A 13,619-nucleotide genomic window follows, 5' to 3' on the forward strand; every position below is an offset into this window, starting at 1 on the left:
GGGCATCTCAGCAGGAGGAGGCATGATGAAGGGCAGAAAAGACGGGTTGCTGTACGTCGGCCCCGCAACGCTATTTTTATTTCTCGTCGTGCTCGTACCGCTGACGTATGTGGTCTACACGAGTTTCTGGGTGGACGGCGGCCTGTCGCTTTCGGCCTATCGACGCCTTTTCGGCAGTGAACTCTTTCTGCGCACGTTGTGGTCGACGTTCGAGATCAGCATTTGCGCGTCGCTGTGCAGCCTGCTGCTCGGCTATCCGATCGCCATGCATCTCGCGAAACAAACGCCGAAGAAGCGTGCCCTCTGCATGGTGCTCGTGCTGGTGCCGTTCTGGACCAGCATTCTCGTGAAAAGCTATGCGTTCACGGTCCTGCTCGGCCGCGACGGGCTCGTCAACAAGCTGTTGTCGGTCGTGTTCGCCACGCAGGTGCAACTGCCGATGCTGTTCAACCGCTTCGGCGTGATGGTCGGAATGACCAATTATCTGATCCCGTTCATCGTCTTCCCGGTGCTCGCGAGTCTGCTCGCCATCGATCAGTCGCTCTACCGCGCTTCGGAAATCATGGGCGCGAAGCCGCCGCGTATTTTCTTTCGCATCACGCTGCCGTTGTCCATGCCGGGCGTGGCCGCCGCGGCGTTGAGCACCACCGTGATGTCGATGGGCTTCTTCGTGATTCCGGCGCTGCTGGGCGGCCGCAAGGACGCGATGATGTCCAATCTCGTCGACTTCTACACGCGCGAAACGATGGACTGGAACATGGCGTCGGCCATCGGCGTGATTCTGCTCGGCATCGTCACGCTCGCGGCGCTCGGCGCGGAGCGGTTCCAGAAGCGCGATTCGAAAAGGGTGATGGCATGAGCACATCGATGCAAGCAGGTTTGCCGGCAGTGCGGCGCGGTGTCGTCGTCGATGGACTGGCACGTCGTTATGCGCGGCTGCGCAACCTCGTCGCCATTCTGGTGTATGTCTTCATTCTCGTGCCCACGCTCATCGTCATTCCGATTTCGTTCGGCGGCGACGGAGAGCTGACCTTCCCGCCGCGCGTGTGGTCGACGTCGCTGTACGTGCATCTCTTCACGTCGGCTAGCTGGGTCGGTCCGATCCTGCAGAGCCTGAAGGTCGCGAGTCTCACCATGCTCGTTTCCGTGCTGCTGGGACTACCTGCCTCATACGGACTCGTGCGTCACGAGTTTCCCGGCAAGCGCTTCGTGATGCTGCTGCTCATGAGCCCGATTCTGGTTCCGGTGATCGTGATGTCGCTCGGCCTTTATCTGTACCTTTCGCGGCTGCATCTGGTCGGCTCGACGTTCGGCCTCGTCGTGAGCCACGTCGCCTATGTCACGCCGTTCATGATGATGACGGTGATGGCCGGCGTGAAGAAGCTCGACCCGGCGCTGGAATTCGCGTCCACGATCATGGGCGCGAAGCGCGGCACCGTGTTCTTCAAGGTGGTCTTGCCGCAGCTTCGTCCGTCGATTCTCGCGGGTGCGTTGTTCGCGTTTCTGGTGTCGTTCGACGAAGTCGTCATCGCATGGTTTCTCACGAGCCCCGCGACGACCACGTTGCCGGTACGGATGTACAGCAGCATTCAATGGGATATTTCGCCGGTGATCGCGGCCGTGTCCGCGTTGCTCACGTTGCTTTCGCTGGTTTTCTGTTGCGTGTCGGTTTGGCTTCAGCCGGCTGCGCCCGAGTCGTCGCATTGAGGTTGGAGAAAAACATGTCACACGTTCTACTGGATAACGACGGCCGTCCGCCGGCCGGGACCGCGCAGGCGGGCCAGGAAGCCTCGAGTAGCGTCGCGGCGCAGCGCGGCATGGAAGACATGATCGTGTTTCGCGGCGTGAGCAAGCATTACGGCAGCGCGGTCGCGCTGCACAGCATGGACTTTTCGGTCCGCAAAGGCGAATTCCTGAGCCTGCTCGGACCGAGCGGCTCGGGCAAGAGCACGATTCTCAACATCATCGCGGGCGCCGTCGCGCCGACCGAGGGCACCATCGTGCTCGACGGCAAGGACGTGTCGAGCGTGCCGCCGCGCGAGCGCGGCCTCGGCATGGTGTTCCAGAACTACGCGCTGCTGCAGCATCTGAATGTGTTCGACAATGTGGCGTTTCCGCTGCGCATTCGCGGCATCGCGAAGTCGGAGATCCAGCAGCGCGTGCGCAACGCACTCGAACGCGTCGGCTTGACCGGCTACGAGAATCGCAAGCCGCGCGAGATGTCGGGCGGCCAGCAACAACGCGTGGGCATCGCGCGCTGCATCGTCTATTCGCCTTCGGTGATCCTGATGGACGAGCCGCTCGGCGCGCTCGACAAGAAACTGCGCGATCAGTTGCAGGGCGAAATCAAGCGGCTGCATCGCGATCTCGGCACGACGCTGGTGTACGTCACGCACGATCAGGAGGAGGCGCTCAATCTCTCGGACCGCGTGTGTCTGATGAACGGCGGACGCATCGCGCAACTCGGCACCCCCGACGAGTTGTACTTCGAGCCGGTCAACGAGTTCGTCGCGGACTTCGTCGGTGAGTCCAACCTGATCGAAGGCGCCGTGCAGGCCGATGGCGTGGTGCGTGTTTCCGCGAATCGCGTGCTCAAGGTGCGCAGCATCGAAGGTCACGCGATCGGCGCGAAAGTGAAGGTGCTGGTGCGTCCGGAAAAGATCGACGTAGTGGAGCAGATGCGCCCCGAGGACGACAACACGTGCGTGGGCACGATCGCGCAGGTCTCGTTCGTGGGCGGCATGACGCGCTTCGAGCTGACGCTCGCCGACGGCGCGACGCTGCTCGTGAAGGGCATTTCGGCGCGCGCCGCGGAACGCGCGAATGTCGGGCAGCAACTGGCTGTGCGCTGGGCCGCGCGCGATGCCGTCGTGTTGAGGAAATGATCGAACCATGAATCGGGCCATGATTGTCGAGGCAATGCGCGAACTCGCGGGTATCGCCAACGTGCTGGAAAGCGATGCCGACATGGCGCCGCATCTGATCGACTGGCGCAAGCGCCATTCGGGGCGCGCCGCGTGCGTCGTGTTTCCGCGCGACACCGCGCAGGTGTCGAAGGTGCTGGCGTGGTGCGACTCGCACGGCGTGAAGGTGTTTCCGCAAGGCGGCAACACGAGCGTGTGCGGCGGCTCGGTGCCCGACGCGTCGGGTAACAGCGTGCTGCTGAACCTCGCGAAGATGAACCGCATCATCGAAGTCAACGCCGGCAACAATTCGATGACCGTCGAGGCCGGCTGCATTCTCGCGGATCTCCAGCAGGCCGCGCTCGACGCCGACCGCATTTTTCCGCTCACGCTCGGCGCGGAAGGCTCGTGTCAGATCGGCGGCAACATCGCGACGAATGCGGGCGGTACCAACGTGCTGCGTTTCGGCAACACGCGTGACCTCGTGCTCGGACTCGAAGTCGTGCTTGCCGACGGGCGTGTCTGGAACGGCATTCGCACGCTGCGCAAGAACAACAGCGGCTACGATCTGAAGAATCTGTTCGTGGGCGCCGAAGGCACGCTGGGCGTGGTTACGCAGGCGGCGTTGAAGCTTTACCCGCGTCCGCGCGCGACGGCCACGGCGATGCTGGGCGTCGATACGGTGCACGCCGCCGTGCAGGAAGGGCTCAGGCTTCAGGCGGCGTTTCCGGGCGAACTGGTCGGGCTCGAACTGATCTCGTGCAGCGAATTCGAAATTTCGCTGCGCCATGCCGCCAAGGCGCGCAATCCGTTCGACGAAACGCCGGCGTGGATCGTGCTCGTCGAACTGGCCGCCTCGTCGGGCGACGACGCAGCCATCGCGGCGCGCCTGACGGATGCGCTTGCGCCGTCGTTCGAAGCAAACGTGATAATCGACGCGGTGGTGGCCGCGAGCGCGCAGCAGCGCGCGGACCTGTGGCACATCCGCCATCACGTGACCGAAGCGAATGGCCGCGAAGGCATGGGCCTCACGCACGACATCGCGGTGCCCACGTATCGCATTCCCGATTTCATCGAAGCGGCGCAGAAGACGTTGGGCGAGCATTATCCGCAGGCCACGCAAGTGGTGGTCGGCCATATGGGCGACGGCAATCTCCACTACATCGCGATGTTTTCGCACGCGTACTGGGCGAGCGTCGCGGACAAGGCCGGCGTGCAACTCGCGCTGAGTCATCGTCTTTACGACATCGCGGCGGGCATGGGCGGGACGTTCAGCGCGGAACACGGCATCGGTTCGCTGCACGTGCCCGAGATGTCGCTTTACAAGGACGCGAACGAACTTGCGTTGATGCGGCAGATGAAGCACCTGCTCGATCCGAACGACACGATGAATCCGGGCCGCGTGCTGCCCGCGTCGTCGTCCGCTGCCGCGTAGTCGCGCCAATGGTGTTCGCCAACGTTGCCGATTACCGCGAAGCGGCCCGGCGTTATCTGCCCGATTTCGCGTGGTCGTATCTGGAAGGCGGCGCCGAAGATGCGATCACGATGCGGCGCAATCGCGCCGCCTACGAGTCGATCGCCTTCGCGCCGAAAGTGCTGGTCGACGTCTCGACCGTGAGCACGCACACGACGCTCGGGGGGTGCGAGGCCGCGTGGCCCGCCGTCGTGGGACCGACCGGTCTGAACGGTCTTTACTGCCGCGGCGCCGAGGAAGCGCTCGCGCGCGCGGCGCATGCGGCCGGACTGCCGTTCGCGCTCTCGACGGCTTCGACGAGTCTGCTCGAAGACGTGCGCGCCGCGTCGGACGGCGCGCTCTGGCTCCAGCTTTACGTGCAGCAGGACCGGCGCATCGCCGAAGACATCATGGCGCGCGCGCGGGCCGCGCGGTTCTCGACGCTGCTGCTGACCGTGGATACGCCCGTGACGGGCCAGCGCGATCACTACGCGCGCACGGGTTTCACGTTGCCGCTGCGCTGGACGCCGCGCTTGCTGTGGGACATCGCCACGCATCCGCGCTGGCTTGCGAAAGTGGGCGTGCACGGCGTGCCGCAACTCGTGAATCTCGCGCGCAGCGCGCGGCTCGGAGCGGGAATCGAAGCCCAGGCGGCGGCGCTCGGCCGGCAGATGGATACCTCGCTCGCCTGGCGCGACATCGCGTGGCTGCGCCGTCACTGGCACGGCAAGATCTTCATCAAGGGTATCCAGACCGTCGCGGATGCCGCGCTGGCGTTTCGTCATGAAGCCGATGGCGTCGTGCTGTCGAATCACGGCGGCCGGCAACTGGACGGCGCGCTAAGCCCCATCGACATCCTTGCGCATACGGCGGCCATCGCGCCGCGCGGCGCGGAAATTCTCGTGGATGGCGGCATCCGGCGCGGCAGCGATATCGCGAAGGCCGTCGCGCTGGGCGCGCAAGGCGTGCTGCTCGGCCGCGCGCCGCTCTATGGGCTCGCGGCCGACGGTCTCGACGGCGCGCGCGGTGTGCTGGCGCTGCTATGCAATGAATTCGACATCTGCATGCGTTTGCTCGGCTGCACGAGCATTGCCGCGCTCGGCGCGGATCGTCTCGCCGCGCACGGCCGCGTGCTATCGCTGTTATCGCAAGCAACGCACGCCGCTCCCCTCAACGTCACGACCATCGCTCCCACATGACTTCCCCGACCTTCGATTTTCGCTGCGGCACGGTGCCGTTGCTCATCTCTATTCCGCATCTGGGCACGGCGATTCCCGCCGACATCCGCGAGCAGTTGACCGATGTCGCCGGCGAAGTCGCCGATACCGACTGGCATCTCGATCGTCTCTACGCATTCGCGGAAAAGCTGGGCGCGTCGGTGCTGGGCGCGCGGGTGTCGCGCTACGTGATCGACCTGAACCGGCCGCCGTCGGGCGAAAGCCTCTATCCGGGCCAGACGACCACCGGCCTGTGCCCGACCGAAACGTTTCGCGGCGAGCCGCTGTATCGCAACGGCAGCGGACCGGACGCTGCCGAAGTCGCGCGCCGTCTCGAACAGTACTGGTATCCGTATCACGCGCAGTTGCGCGCGGAACTCGATCGCCTGACCGCCGAATCCGGCGCCGTGCTGCTGTGGGAAGCGCATTCGATCGCGAGCGTTCTGCCGCGCCTGTTCGACGGCAAGCTGCCCGATCTCAACCTCGGCACGAACAGCGGACTCAGTTGCGACGCCAGCGTGCTCGACGCGATCACGCGCACGCTCGACGGTCAGCCGTTCACGTGGATCGTCAACGGGCGCTTCAAGGGGGGCTACAACACGCGCGCGTATGGCGAGCCGCGGAAGGGCGTGCACGCGGTGCAGCTCGAAATGTGCCAGTCGACGTACATGAGCGAGACGCCGCCGTTCGCGTACCGGCCTGAAATCGCGCGCAAGGTCGAGCCCGTGGTCGAGCGTATGGTGACGACGGCGTTCGAGGCGGTGCGGGCGCTGGGACGCTGAACGTGAGGAATCGCTGACGAACGCGGCGCGAACGCCGCGACGCATTACAGCGCTTGCGCGAGCGCGGGAACCGCTTCGAACAGATCGGCGACCAGACCGTAATCGGCCACGCCGAAGATCGGCGCATCGGCGTCCTTGTTGATCGCGACGATCACCTTCGAATCCTTCATGCCCGCGAGATGCTGGATCGCGCCCGAAATGCCGACCGCCACGTAGAGCTCCGGCGCGACGATCTTGCCGGTTTGCCCGACTTGCAGATCGTTCGGCGCATAACCCGAATCGACGGCGGCGCGCGACGCGCCGATGGCCGCGCCGAGCTTTTCCGCGAGCGGATCGAGGCGCGCGAAGTCTTCGGCGCTGCCGAGGCCGCGACCGCCCGACACCACCACACGCGCCGACGTGAGATCGGGCCGATCGCTCGTCGCGATCTCGCGGCGCACGAACGACGAGAGGCCGCTATCGGGCACCGCCGGTACTTCGGCGATCGACGCGCCGCCGCCTTCCGCCGGCGCCGCTTCGAACGCGCTCATACGGATCGTCGCGACCTTCACGGCGTCGCCGGATTGCACCGTGGCAATCGCGTTACCAGCGTAGATCGGGCGCTGGAACGTGTCCGGAGCGTCGATCGCGATTACGTCCGAGATTTGCGACGCGTCGAGCTTCGCGGCCACGCGCGGCGCGACGTTCTTGCCGAACGCGGTGGCGGGGAAGAACAGATGCGTGTAACCGGAGGCGAGCGCCACGACCTGCGCCGCCACGTTCTCCGCGAGCGCATCCGCGAGATGCGGCGCATCGATCAGCATGACCTCGTCGACGCCGGCCACGCGGCTTGCGGCTTGCGCCGCGGCGCGCGCGGCGTGGCCCGTCACGAGCACGTGCACGCCGTCGCCGATCTGCTGCGCGGCGGCGATCGTGTGCAGCGTCGCGGGCTTTAGTTGACCTTCGCCGTGTTCGGCGATCACCAGAGTCGTCATTCAAATCACTTTCGCTTCGGTTTTGAGTTTTTCGACGAGCGTGGCTACGTCCGGCACGATCACGCCGGCCTTGCGCACGGGCGGCTCGACGACCTTGAGCGTCTTCAGGCGCGGCGCGGGATCGACGCCGAGCTGCTCGGGCGTGAGCGTTTCAATGGGCTTTTTCTTCGCTTTCATGATGTTGGGCAACGTGACGTAGCGTGGTTCGTTCAGGCGCAGATCCGTCGTCACGATGGCGGGCAGGCGCAGCGAGATCACTTCGAGACCGCCGTCGACTTCGCGCGTGACGGTGGCCGTGCCGTCGCCGATTTCGATCGCGCTCGCGAATGTCGCCTGCGGCCAGTCGAGCAGGGCGGCGAGCAACTGGCCAGTTTGACCCGCGTCGTCGTCGATGGCCTGCTTGCCGAGAATCACCAGTTGCGGCTGCTCTTTTTCGATCACCGCTTTGAGCAGTTTCGCGACCGCGAGCGGCTGCAATTCCGCCGCGGTTTCCACGAGAATGCCGCGGTCCGCGCCGATGGCGAGCGCGGTGCGCAGCGTTTCCTGGCTTTGCGCGACGCCGCACGAGACGGCCACGACTTCGGTGGCGTGGCCCGCTTCCTTGAGGCGCGTGGCCGCTTCGGTGGCGATTTCGTCGAAGGGATTCATCGACATCCTGACGTTGCCGATATCGACGCCGCTGCCGTCCGCCTTGGCGCGGACCTTCACGTTGTAATCGACGACGCGCTTGACCGCGGTAATCACTTTCATGCCGGTTTCCTCGGAATACTCAATTGCATTCGTTGATGTCGATGCGATGGGCGACAACCTGACGAGCACGACGCGCGCGCCTGGGCGGCGTTTATCGGCGCGCGCTCACGACACCGCGCCAAGGCCGTATTTGCCGGTGAGCAGCGCGCCCGTTTCGAAGCGCCCGATCGAATACGGCTCGAGCGGGACGTCGGTAGGCAGACCGAGCGCTTCCTGGGCGAGCACCCGGCCCACCGTCGGCGAAAGCTTGAAGCCGTGCCCCGAGAAGCCATAGCCGACCACCAGACCTTCGATGCCGGGCAGGCGGCCGAGCACGGGATTCCAATCGGGCGTGACGTCGTAGACGCCGGTCCATGACGACGCGATGCCCGCCGTCTCGTACGCCGGGAAGCGCTCGGCCACCTGCGCGCCGACTTCGACGACGTAGTCCATCGGAATGTCGCCTTGCTCGGTTTGCGCGGCGGCGAGTTTTTCGCCCACGACGCCTTCGCTCACCAGCATCTGGCTGCCGCCGTAGCTGCGGTAATAGAGCATGCCGGGCGAGGCCAGATCCTTGAAGACGGGCATCGAGAACGTGTATTTCGCCGCGTCGCATTCGAGCGCGAGCACCGCGTGGCGCTCGGGCATCACGGGCAGGTTGCGGCCGGTCCAGCCCGCGAGTTCGGGCGTCCAGATGTTCTGCGTGCTGATGACGACGCCCGCGGCGAAGTCGCCCACGCTCGTCGATACGCCGACTACGTGGTTGCCTTCGAAAAGAATCCTGTCGACGGCGACGTTCTCGCGGATCGTCACGCCGCCGCGGCGCGCGGCGCGCGCGAAACTGGTAGCGACGAGATACGCGTCGGCAAAGCCGGCTTCGGGCTCGTAGCCGATCAGCGCGGCGTCGTCGAAGCGGGCGATCGGCAGCAGCTCGTGCGCGGCTTTCGCGTCGAGCAATTCGAGCGGCACCCCCTGGGCCTTTTGCTGATCGAGCGAGGCGCGCAGCGGTTCGAGCTTGTCGCCGTCGCTCGCGACGATCATGTAGCCGCACTTCACGAGTCCGCAGGACGCTTCTTCGTCGCCGAGATAAGCGGCGAAGTTGTTGAAGACGTCCCAGCTCCTGAGCGCGAGTTCCACGTTCTCCTTGACGGAATAGTGGGTGCGCAGGATGCCGGACGACTGCGACGTAGTGCCGGCCCCAATCGTGCCTCGATCGAGCACGAGTACTTTTTTCGCGCCGAGCTTCGCCAGTTGAAATGCGACGGAGCTGCCGATCACGCCAGCGCCGATCACGACCACATCATATTTGTCCACGGTTTCGCGTCCTTTCCTGAGCAAAGGGTATGGGGCGAAGTGTGAAGCGCCACAAACCGCGGGGCGCCAATATAAGCAGGATCGATGATTAGTAAAAGCGGCCGTCGCGCTGGCATGCCGCACGGACCGGTTTGCTCGGTATTCGGGTGCCATTCACGCGGTTCCGGGGTGGCTTGCCGTTTGCAGGTCCGGCGATTTCGCCATCCCGGCGACGCGAACAGAATCACTATGCCTTATTCATTGGATAAGCATTTGTGCTCGATGCCCCCCGCCGATTTGTGGTTGCATAGCTTCGGTGTAACGGCTCGTTCCACGCCGAATCCAGAACCGGCGAACGTGTCGTGATTCGCCGGGCACTTCATTCCAACCACAGTGTGAGAAGACCCGCCATGTCAAAACTTCGTCAGAAAAGCGTTTCAACGGGACGCAGGCAATTCGTCTCGGGTGTCTCGAGCATCGCACTGGCCGCCGCCGCGGCGCCGGCCATTCTGTCTTCGGGAAAAGCGCATGCGGCCGGCGGTCAGATGACGCTCGTGAGTTGGGGCGGCGCGTACCGGCAAGCCGTGGAAGAGTCAGTCGTCAAGCCGTTCACGAAAGAGACCGGCGTTCAGGTCACGATCATCGATACGCCCGATCTCGCGAAACTGAAGGCACAGATCCAGACCAACAACGTACAGTGGGACGTGTTCGACGCGCCCAATGCGCTCGGGGTGGCCGGCGCGAACGCGGGCTTCTGGGAGCCGCTCGATCTGTCGATGTTCGATCGCAGCGATCTCGTCATCGACATCAGGAACAATCTGCTGCCCTGGTATGTGTTCGTGGGCGGCATTGCGTGGGACCCGGCGAAATATCCGCCGGGCAAGCATCCGCGTAATTTCCGCGAGTATTTCGACGTGAAGGCGTTTCCGGGGCGCCGCACCTTCCGCAACCGGCCGAGCGAAACCTTCGAAGCCGCGCTGCTCGCCGACGGCGTTCCGCCGAAGCAGCTCTATCCGCTCGACGTGGATCGCGCCTTTCGCGTACTGGAGCGCATCAAGCCGAACGTGGTGAAGTGGATCGACCAGACGCCGCAAACGCTCACGCTGCTGCAAACGGGAGAAACCGACTTCAGCTACACCTACGCGTCGCGCGTCAAGCCTGCGAGGGCGTCCGGACAGTCCGTCGATTTCTCGTTCGAGCAAACCGTCAATGGCTTCGAATATCTCGCCGTCGTGAAGAACGCGCCGAACAAGGCCAACGCGATGAAGTTCCTCGCGTTCGCCGCGCGCCCCGACCGGCAGGCGGCCTTCATGGAATTGATCGGCAATACGCCGGGCAGCAGGAAAGCCCTTACGTTGATGAGCCCGGAAAGCCGCAAATGGATTCCCGACCTGCAATCGGCAAACAGCGTGTTGATGGACGACGCATGGTGGGCAAAGAATTTCGATGAAATCACGCGCCGCTTCAAGGAATGGACGATGTCGTGAGTGCGCGCGCGACACGGGTAAAACGGAAAACAGGAGGAAGCATGGAAGCGAAGCAGTTCGGCAATGACGATATGGCGGCGCTGAAAAAGCGCGTCGACATTGCGGGGGCGTTTGGCTGGTCGGTCGTGTCGGGCGTGACGGCCATCGTCCTGCGCGAGAAAGGCGAGGCCGCGCTCAACAACGTATGGCGCACGCTGATGGCGGCGGAGCAGTCGCAGCGCTTCGTCGAGGCGCTGGAAAAGCTCGGCATTCGCAACGATCCGCCTGCCGTGACGGCCGCGAAGTATCACTATTTCAGCAATTCGATCGGCGGACTCACACTGCAATATGTCGAGGAATCACCGAAGAAAGTCTGGATCCGCTATATGCCGCCGTGGGGCACGTTTCCCGGTATTTCCGCGCTGGCGGTGCCGTCGTCGGTACGGCGCACGATTCTGTCGACGTGGCATCCGCGCAATGGCGAATTGCTCGGTTGTCCGCGACTCGGCTGGGTGGCGACGAAGTTCGTCGCGGAAGGCCACCCGTACGACGAAGGCTATTTCATGGAGTACGACCACGATCTGAGCCCGGAAGAACGTTTTCGCGTGGAGCATGTCGATCGTTCGCCCGAGTTCGATGCGGCGAAGGCGCCCAGGCTCGACCCGGCGCAGTGGCCGGAAGCGCGCGTGATGAAGGGCAGCGCGAACTACGCGGCCGATTACGTGAAGCATGCGATCGAAGTGGTGGTCGGTCAGTTCGGCATGCAGGCGGCGAGCTATATGATCGCCGCAGCGATGAAACTGCTGGCTGTGCAGTTCACGCCGTCGCTGAAGGCCGCGACGGAGGTCGAAGGCAATAGCCCGGCCGCGCTCGCGCAAACTTATGTCACGATCATCGGTGCGTTCAGGAATGCGCCGCAATGGAAGGCGCTGGGCGAAGACGCCGCCGAATTGAGTTTCGAAACCTTCGAGCCGTTCCCGTACCCGCATTCGGCACAGCTGCGCGCGGCGGTATTCGCGTTCTTCGACATGAGCGTGCGCACGCTAAACGGTCACGTACGACTCGAGCGTCACTACGACGAAGCGAGCGGCTTCGAGCGCTGGACCTTCACCGACACGAAAACGTGGCTCTGGTGAGCGGGCCGGCCAACGCAACGAGGATACGATCGATGGCGCATTTTTCGGCGGATGACAGCATCCCCAGACTGCTGCGCGACTGTGCGGCATGCAACCCCGAACATGTATTCTGCCGTACCGGCGACGTTTCGCTCACCTACGCCGAACTCAACGCGCGCGTGAACCGCCTCGCCAACGGCCTCGCGCGCATCGGCGTGCGCGCGCAAACCCGCGTGGCCGTGATGCTTTCCCATCACGTCGATCACGCGCTCGCGTACTTCGCGCTGTGCAAGCTCGGCGCGGTACAGGTGCCGGTCAACGTGCATCTGAAGGGCGCGGCGCTCGAACACGTGCTGGTCGACTCGGAGCCCGCGTTCGCGCTTGCGGACGACGTGTATGCGCCGTCGCTCGAGCCGGCGGTGGCGCGCGTTCCGGCGTTGCGCGCGATCTGGCGCACCGGGGACGGCGGCGGCGAGTTCGCGCGGCTTCGCGACGACGTGGACGAGTCCGAGCCGGATTTCGCCGCACAGGATGCGGACCTGCGCGCGATTCTCTACACCTCGGGCACGAGTGGGCCCGCCAAGGGCGTACTGATGAGCGATCGCATGTATCGCGCGGCGGCGCTTGGCTCGTCGTGGATCGGCTCGATCACGCCCGGCAGCGTGCTGCATTTCTGGGACCCGATCTATCACGTGTTCGGCAGCGAAGTGCTGGTGATGGCGCTGATGAAGCCGATCACGCTCGCGTTCGTACCGCGCTTCAGCGCCTCGCGTTTCTGGGACGAAGTCGCGCGTTATCGCGCCACGCATCTGCATTTCGTGGGCGGCGTGCTGCAACTGCTGCTCAAGCAGCCGCCAGCGCCGCGTGACCGCGAGCATACGCTGCGGATCGCATGGGGTGGCGGGGCGCCGGTAGACGTGTGGCAGGCGTTCGAAAAGCGCTTCGGCATTCCCGTGCGCGAAGGCTATGGCATGACGGAAACGTCGAGCTTCAGCGTCGTGAATCTCGACGGCCGGATCGGTTCGATCGGCAAGGCCGTCGACTATTTCGACGTGGAGATCGTGGGCGACGACGATCAGCCGTTGCCGCCCGGATCGATCGGCGAAATTCGCGTGGCGGCGCGAGAGCCGGGCACGATCACGGAAGGCTATTTCCGCAACCCGGAGAAAACGCGCGAAGCACTGCGCAATGGCTGGCTCTACACGGGCGACCTCGGTCGTCAGGACGCCGATGGCTATTTCTATTTTCTCGGCCGCAAAAAGGACAGCGTGCGGCGTCGTGGCGAAAACATCTCCGCGTGGGAAGTCGAGAACGTCGCGAACGGCCATCCCGATGTCGAGGAAAGCGCGCTGATCGGCGTGACCAACGAGTTCGCCGATGAAGACCTGAAGCTGTTCGTCAAGCTGCGCCCGGGCGCTGCCGCGTTCACGCCCGAATCGTTCGTCGCGTGGTGCGAGGCGAACATGGCGAAGTTCCAGGTGCCGCGTTTCATCGCGCTCGTCGACGAGTTTCCGAAGACGCCCACACAGCGCATTCAGAAGCAATCGCTGTCGAAGCGCATCGACGATTGTTGGGACGCGCTCGCGTCGCCGCGTTGAATCAGATCCGGGGTGCCTGCGAGGCCAACGCGGGCTTGAATGCTGTATAAGCGCAGGTGATGTCGCGGGCATCCGGTATCCGGCGACGT

The 13,619-nt window shown here is 64.4% G+C and carries 12 protein-coding genes; 9 read left to right on the forward strand and 3 right to left on the reverse strand.

The genetic code is table 11. From position 1 onward, the window contains the following. Positions 1 to 22: 22 nt before the first annotated feature. Genes QM685_RS12100 through hutG form a run of 6 tightly spaced genes read left to right on the forward strand, consistent with a single transcriptional unit; the run spans position 23 to position 6,355 of the window. Positions 23 to 859 carry an ABC transporter permease gene (locus tag QM685_RS12100; protein WP_415116098.1) on the forward strand — a complete coding sequence of 279 codons (837 nt, stop codon included), beginning with the start codon at positions 23 to 25 and terminating at the stop codon, positions 857 to 859. Further along, complete coding sequence (locus QM685_RS12105; protein ID WP_415116100.1) at positions 856 to 1,707, forward strand: ABC transporter permease; 852 nt, start codon at positions 856 to 858, stop codon at positions 1,705 to 1,707. The genes QM685_RS12100 and QM685_RS12105 overlap by 4 nt, the downstream gene beginning before the upstream one ends. 14 nt (positions 1,708 to 1,721) lie before the next feature. Continuing rightward, positions 1,722 to 2,885 carry an ABC transporter ATP-binding protein gene (locus QM685_RS12110; RefSeq protein WP_415116102.1) on the forward strand — a complete coding sequence of 388 codons (1,164 nt, stop codon included), beginning with the start codon at positions 1,722 to 1,724 and terminating at the stop codon, positions 2,883 to 2,885. Between the two features lie 7 nt (positions 2,886 to 2,892). Further along, positions 2,893 to 4,338, forward strand: coding sequence for an FAD-binding oxidoreductase (locus QM685_RS12115; RefSeq protein WP_415116104.1), 1,446 nt, complete (start codon positions 2,893 to 2,895; stop codon positions 4,336 to 4,338). 8 nt (positions 4,339 to 4,346) lie between these two features. Next, the gene (locus QM685_RS12120; RefSeq protein ID WP_415116106.1) at positions 4,347 to 5,555 is read left to right on the forward strand and encodes an alpha-hydroxy acid oxidase; all 1,209 of its coding nucleotides are present in this window, start codon (positions 4,347 to 4,349) and stop codon (positions 5,553 to 5,555) included. After that, a complete protein-coding gene (gene hutG / locus QM685_RS12125; protein ID WP_415116108.1) occupies positions 5,552 to 6,355 on the forward strand; it encodes an N-formylglutamate deformylase in 804 nt (267 codons plus the stop codon). Before QM685_RS12120 ends, hutG begins: the two co-directional genes overlap by 4 nt. 44 nt (positions 6,356 to 6,399) lie before the next feature. Here the strand turns inward: hutG and QM685_RS12130 are convergent, their stop codons facing one another. The 3 genes from QM685_RS12130 to QM685_RS12140 all read right to left on the reverse strand — a co-directional run bounded on the left by QM685_RS12130 (position 6,400) and on the right by QM685_RS12140 (position 9,372). Then, entirely contained in the window at positions 6,400 to 7,329 is a 930-nt protein-coding gene (locus QM685_RS12130; RefSeq protein WP_415116110.1) for an electron transfer flavoprotein subunit alpha/FixB family protein, read from the reverse strand. Beyond that, the gene (locus tag QM685_RS12135) at positions 7,330 to 8,079 is read right to left on the reverse strand and encodes an electron transfer flavoprotein subunit beta/FixA family protein (protein ID WP_415116112.1); all 750 of its coding nucleotides are present in this window, start codon (positions 8,077 to 8,079) and stop codon (positions 7,330 to 7,332) included. It lies immediately after the preceding gene. 105 nt (positions 8,080 to 8,184) lie between these two features. Then, on the reverse strand, positions 8,185 to 9,372 hold the full coding sequence (locus QM685_RS12140; protein WP_415116114.1) for an NAD(P)/FAD-dependent oxidoreductase: 1,188 nt from the start codon (positions 9,370 to 9,372) through the stop codon (positions 8,185 to 8,187). A 389-nt stretch (positions 9,373 to 9,761) separates the two neighbouring features. On the opposite strand from QM685_RS12140, the gene QM685_RS12145 reads away from it, so the two are divergent. From QM685_RS12145 to QM685_RS12155, 3 genes are read left to right on the forward strand one after another with little or no spacing between them, the layout of a single operon-like run. Further along, positions 9,762 to 10,838, forward strand: coding sequence for an ABC transporter substrate-binding protein (locus tag QM685_RS12145; protein ID WP_415116116.1), 1,077 nt, complete (start codon positions 9,762 to 9,764; stop codon positions 10,836 to 10,838). A 41-nt stretch (positions 10,839 to 10,879) separates the two neighbouring features. After that, positions 10,880 to 11,953 carry a hypothetical protein gene (locus QM685_RS12150; protein WP_415116118.1) on the forward strand — a complete coding sequence of 358 codons (1,074 nt, stop codon included), beginning with the start codon at positions 10,880 to 10,882 and terminating at the stop codon, positions 11,951 to 11,953. Between the two features lie 32 nt (positions 11,954 to 11,985). Continuing rightward, complete coding sequence (locus QM685_RS12155) at positions 11,986 to 13,530, forward strand: AMP-binding protein (RefSeq protein WP_415116121.1); 1,545 nt, start codon at positions 11,986 to 11,988, stop codon at positions 13,528 to 13,530. The last annotated feature ends 89 nt before the right edge of the window (positions 13,531 to 13,619 follow it).

Source organism: Paraburkholderia sp., from assembly GCF_047605525.1.
Lineage (GTDB): Bacteria > Pseudomonadota > Gammaproteobacteria > Burkholderiales > Burkholderiaceae > Paraburkholderia.

Coding starts and splice junctions, on each gene's coding strand:
- QM685_RS12120 (WP_415116106.1), top strand. CDS start 4,347: ATGGTGTTCGCCAACGTTGCCGATTACCGCGAAGCGGCCCGGCGTTAT.
- QM685_RS12110 (WP_415116102.1), top strand. CDS start 1,722: ATGTCACACGTTCTACTGGATAACGACGGCCGTCCGCCGGCCGGGACC.
- QM685_RS12130 (WP_415116110.1), bottom strand. CDS start 7,329: ATGACGACTCTGGTGATCGCCGAACACGGCGAAGGTCAACTAAAGCCC.
- QM685_RS12150 (WP_415116118.1), top strand. CDS start 10,880: ATGGAAGCGAAGCAGTTCGGCAATGACGATATGGCGGCGCTGAAAAAG.
- QM685_RS12145 (WP_415116116.1), top strand. CDS start 9,762: ATGTCAAAACTTCGTCAGAAAAGCGTTTCAACGGGACGCAGGCAATTC.
- QM685_RS12155 (WP_415116121.1), top strand. CDS start 11,986: ATGGCGCATTTTTCGGCGGATGACAGCATCCCCAGACTGCTGCGCGAC.
- QM685_RS12105 (WP_415116100.1), top strand. CDS start 856: ATGAGCACATCGATGCAAGCAGGTTTGCCGGCAGTGCGGCGCGGTGTC.
- QM685_RS12100 (WP_415116098.1), top strand. CDS start 23: ATGATGAAGGGCAGAAAAGACGGGTTGCTGTACGTCGGCCCCGCAACG.
- QM685_RS12135 (WP_415116112.1), bottom strand. CDS start 8,079: ATGAAAGTGATTACCGCGGTCAAGCGCGTCGTCGATTACAACGTGAAG.
- hutG (WP_415116108.1), top strand. CDS start 5,552: ATGACTTCCCCGACCTTCGATTTTCGCTGCGGCACGGTGCCGTTGCTC.
- QM685_RS12115 (WP_415116104.1), top strand. CDS start 2,893: ATGAATCGGGCCATGATTGTCGAGGCAATGCGCGAACTCGCGGGTATC.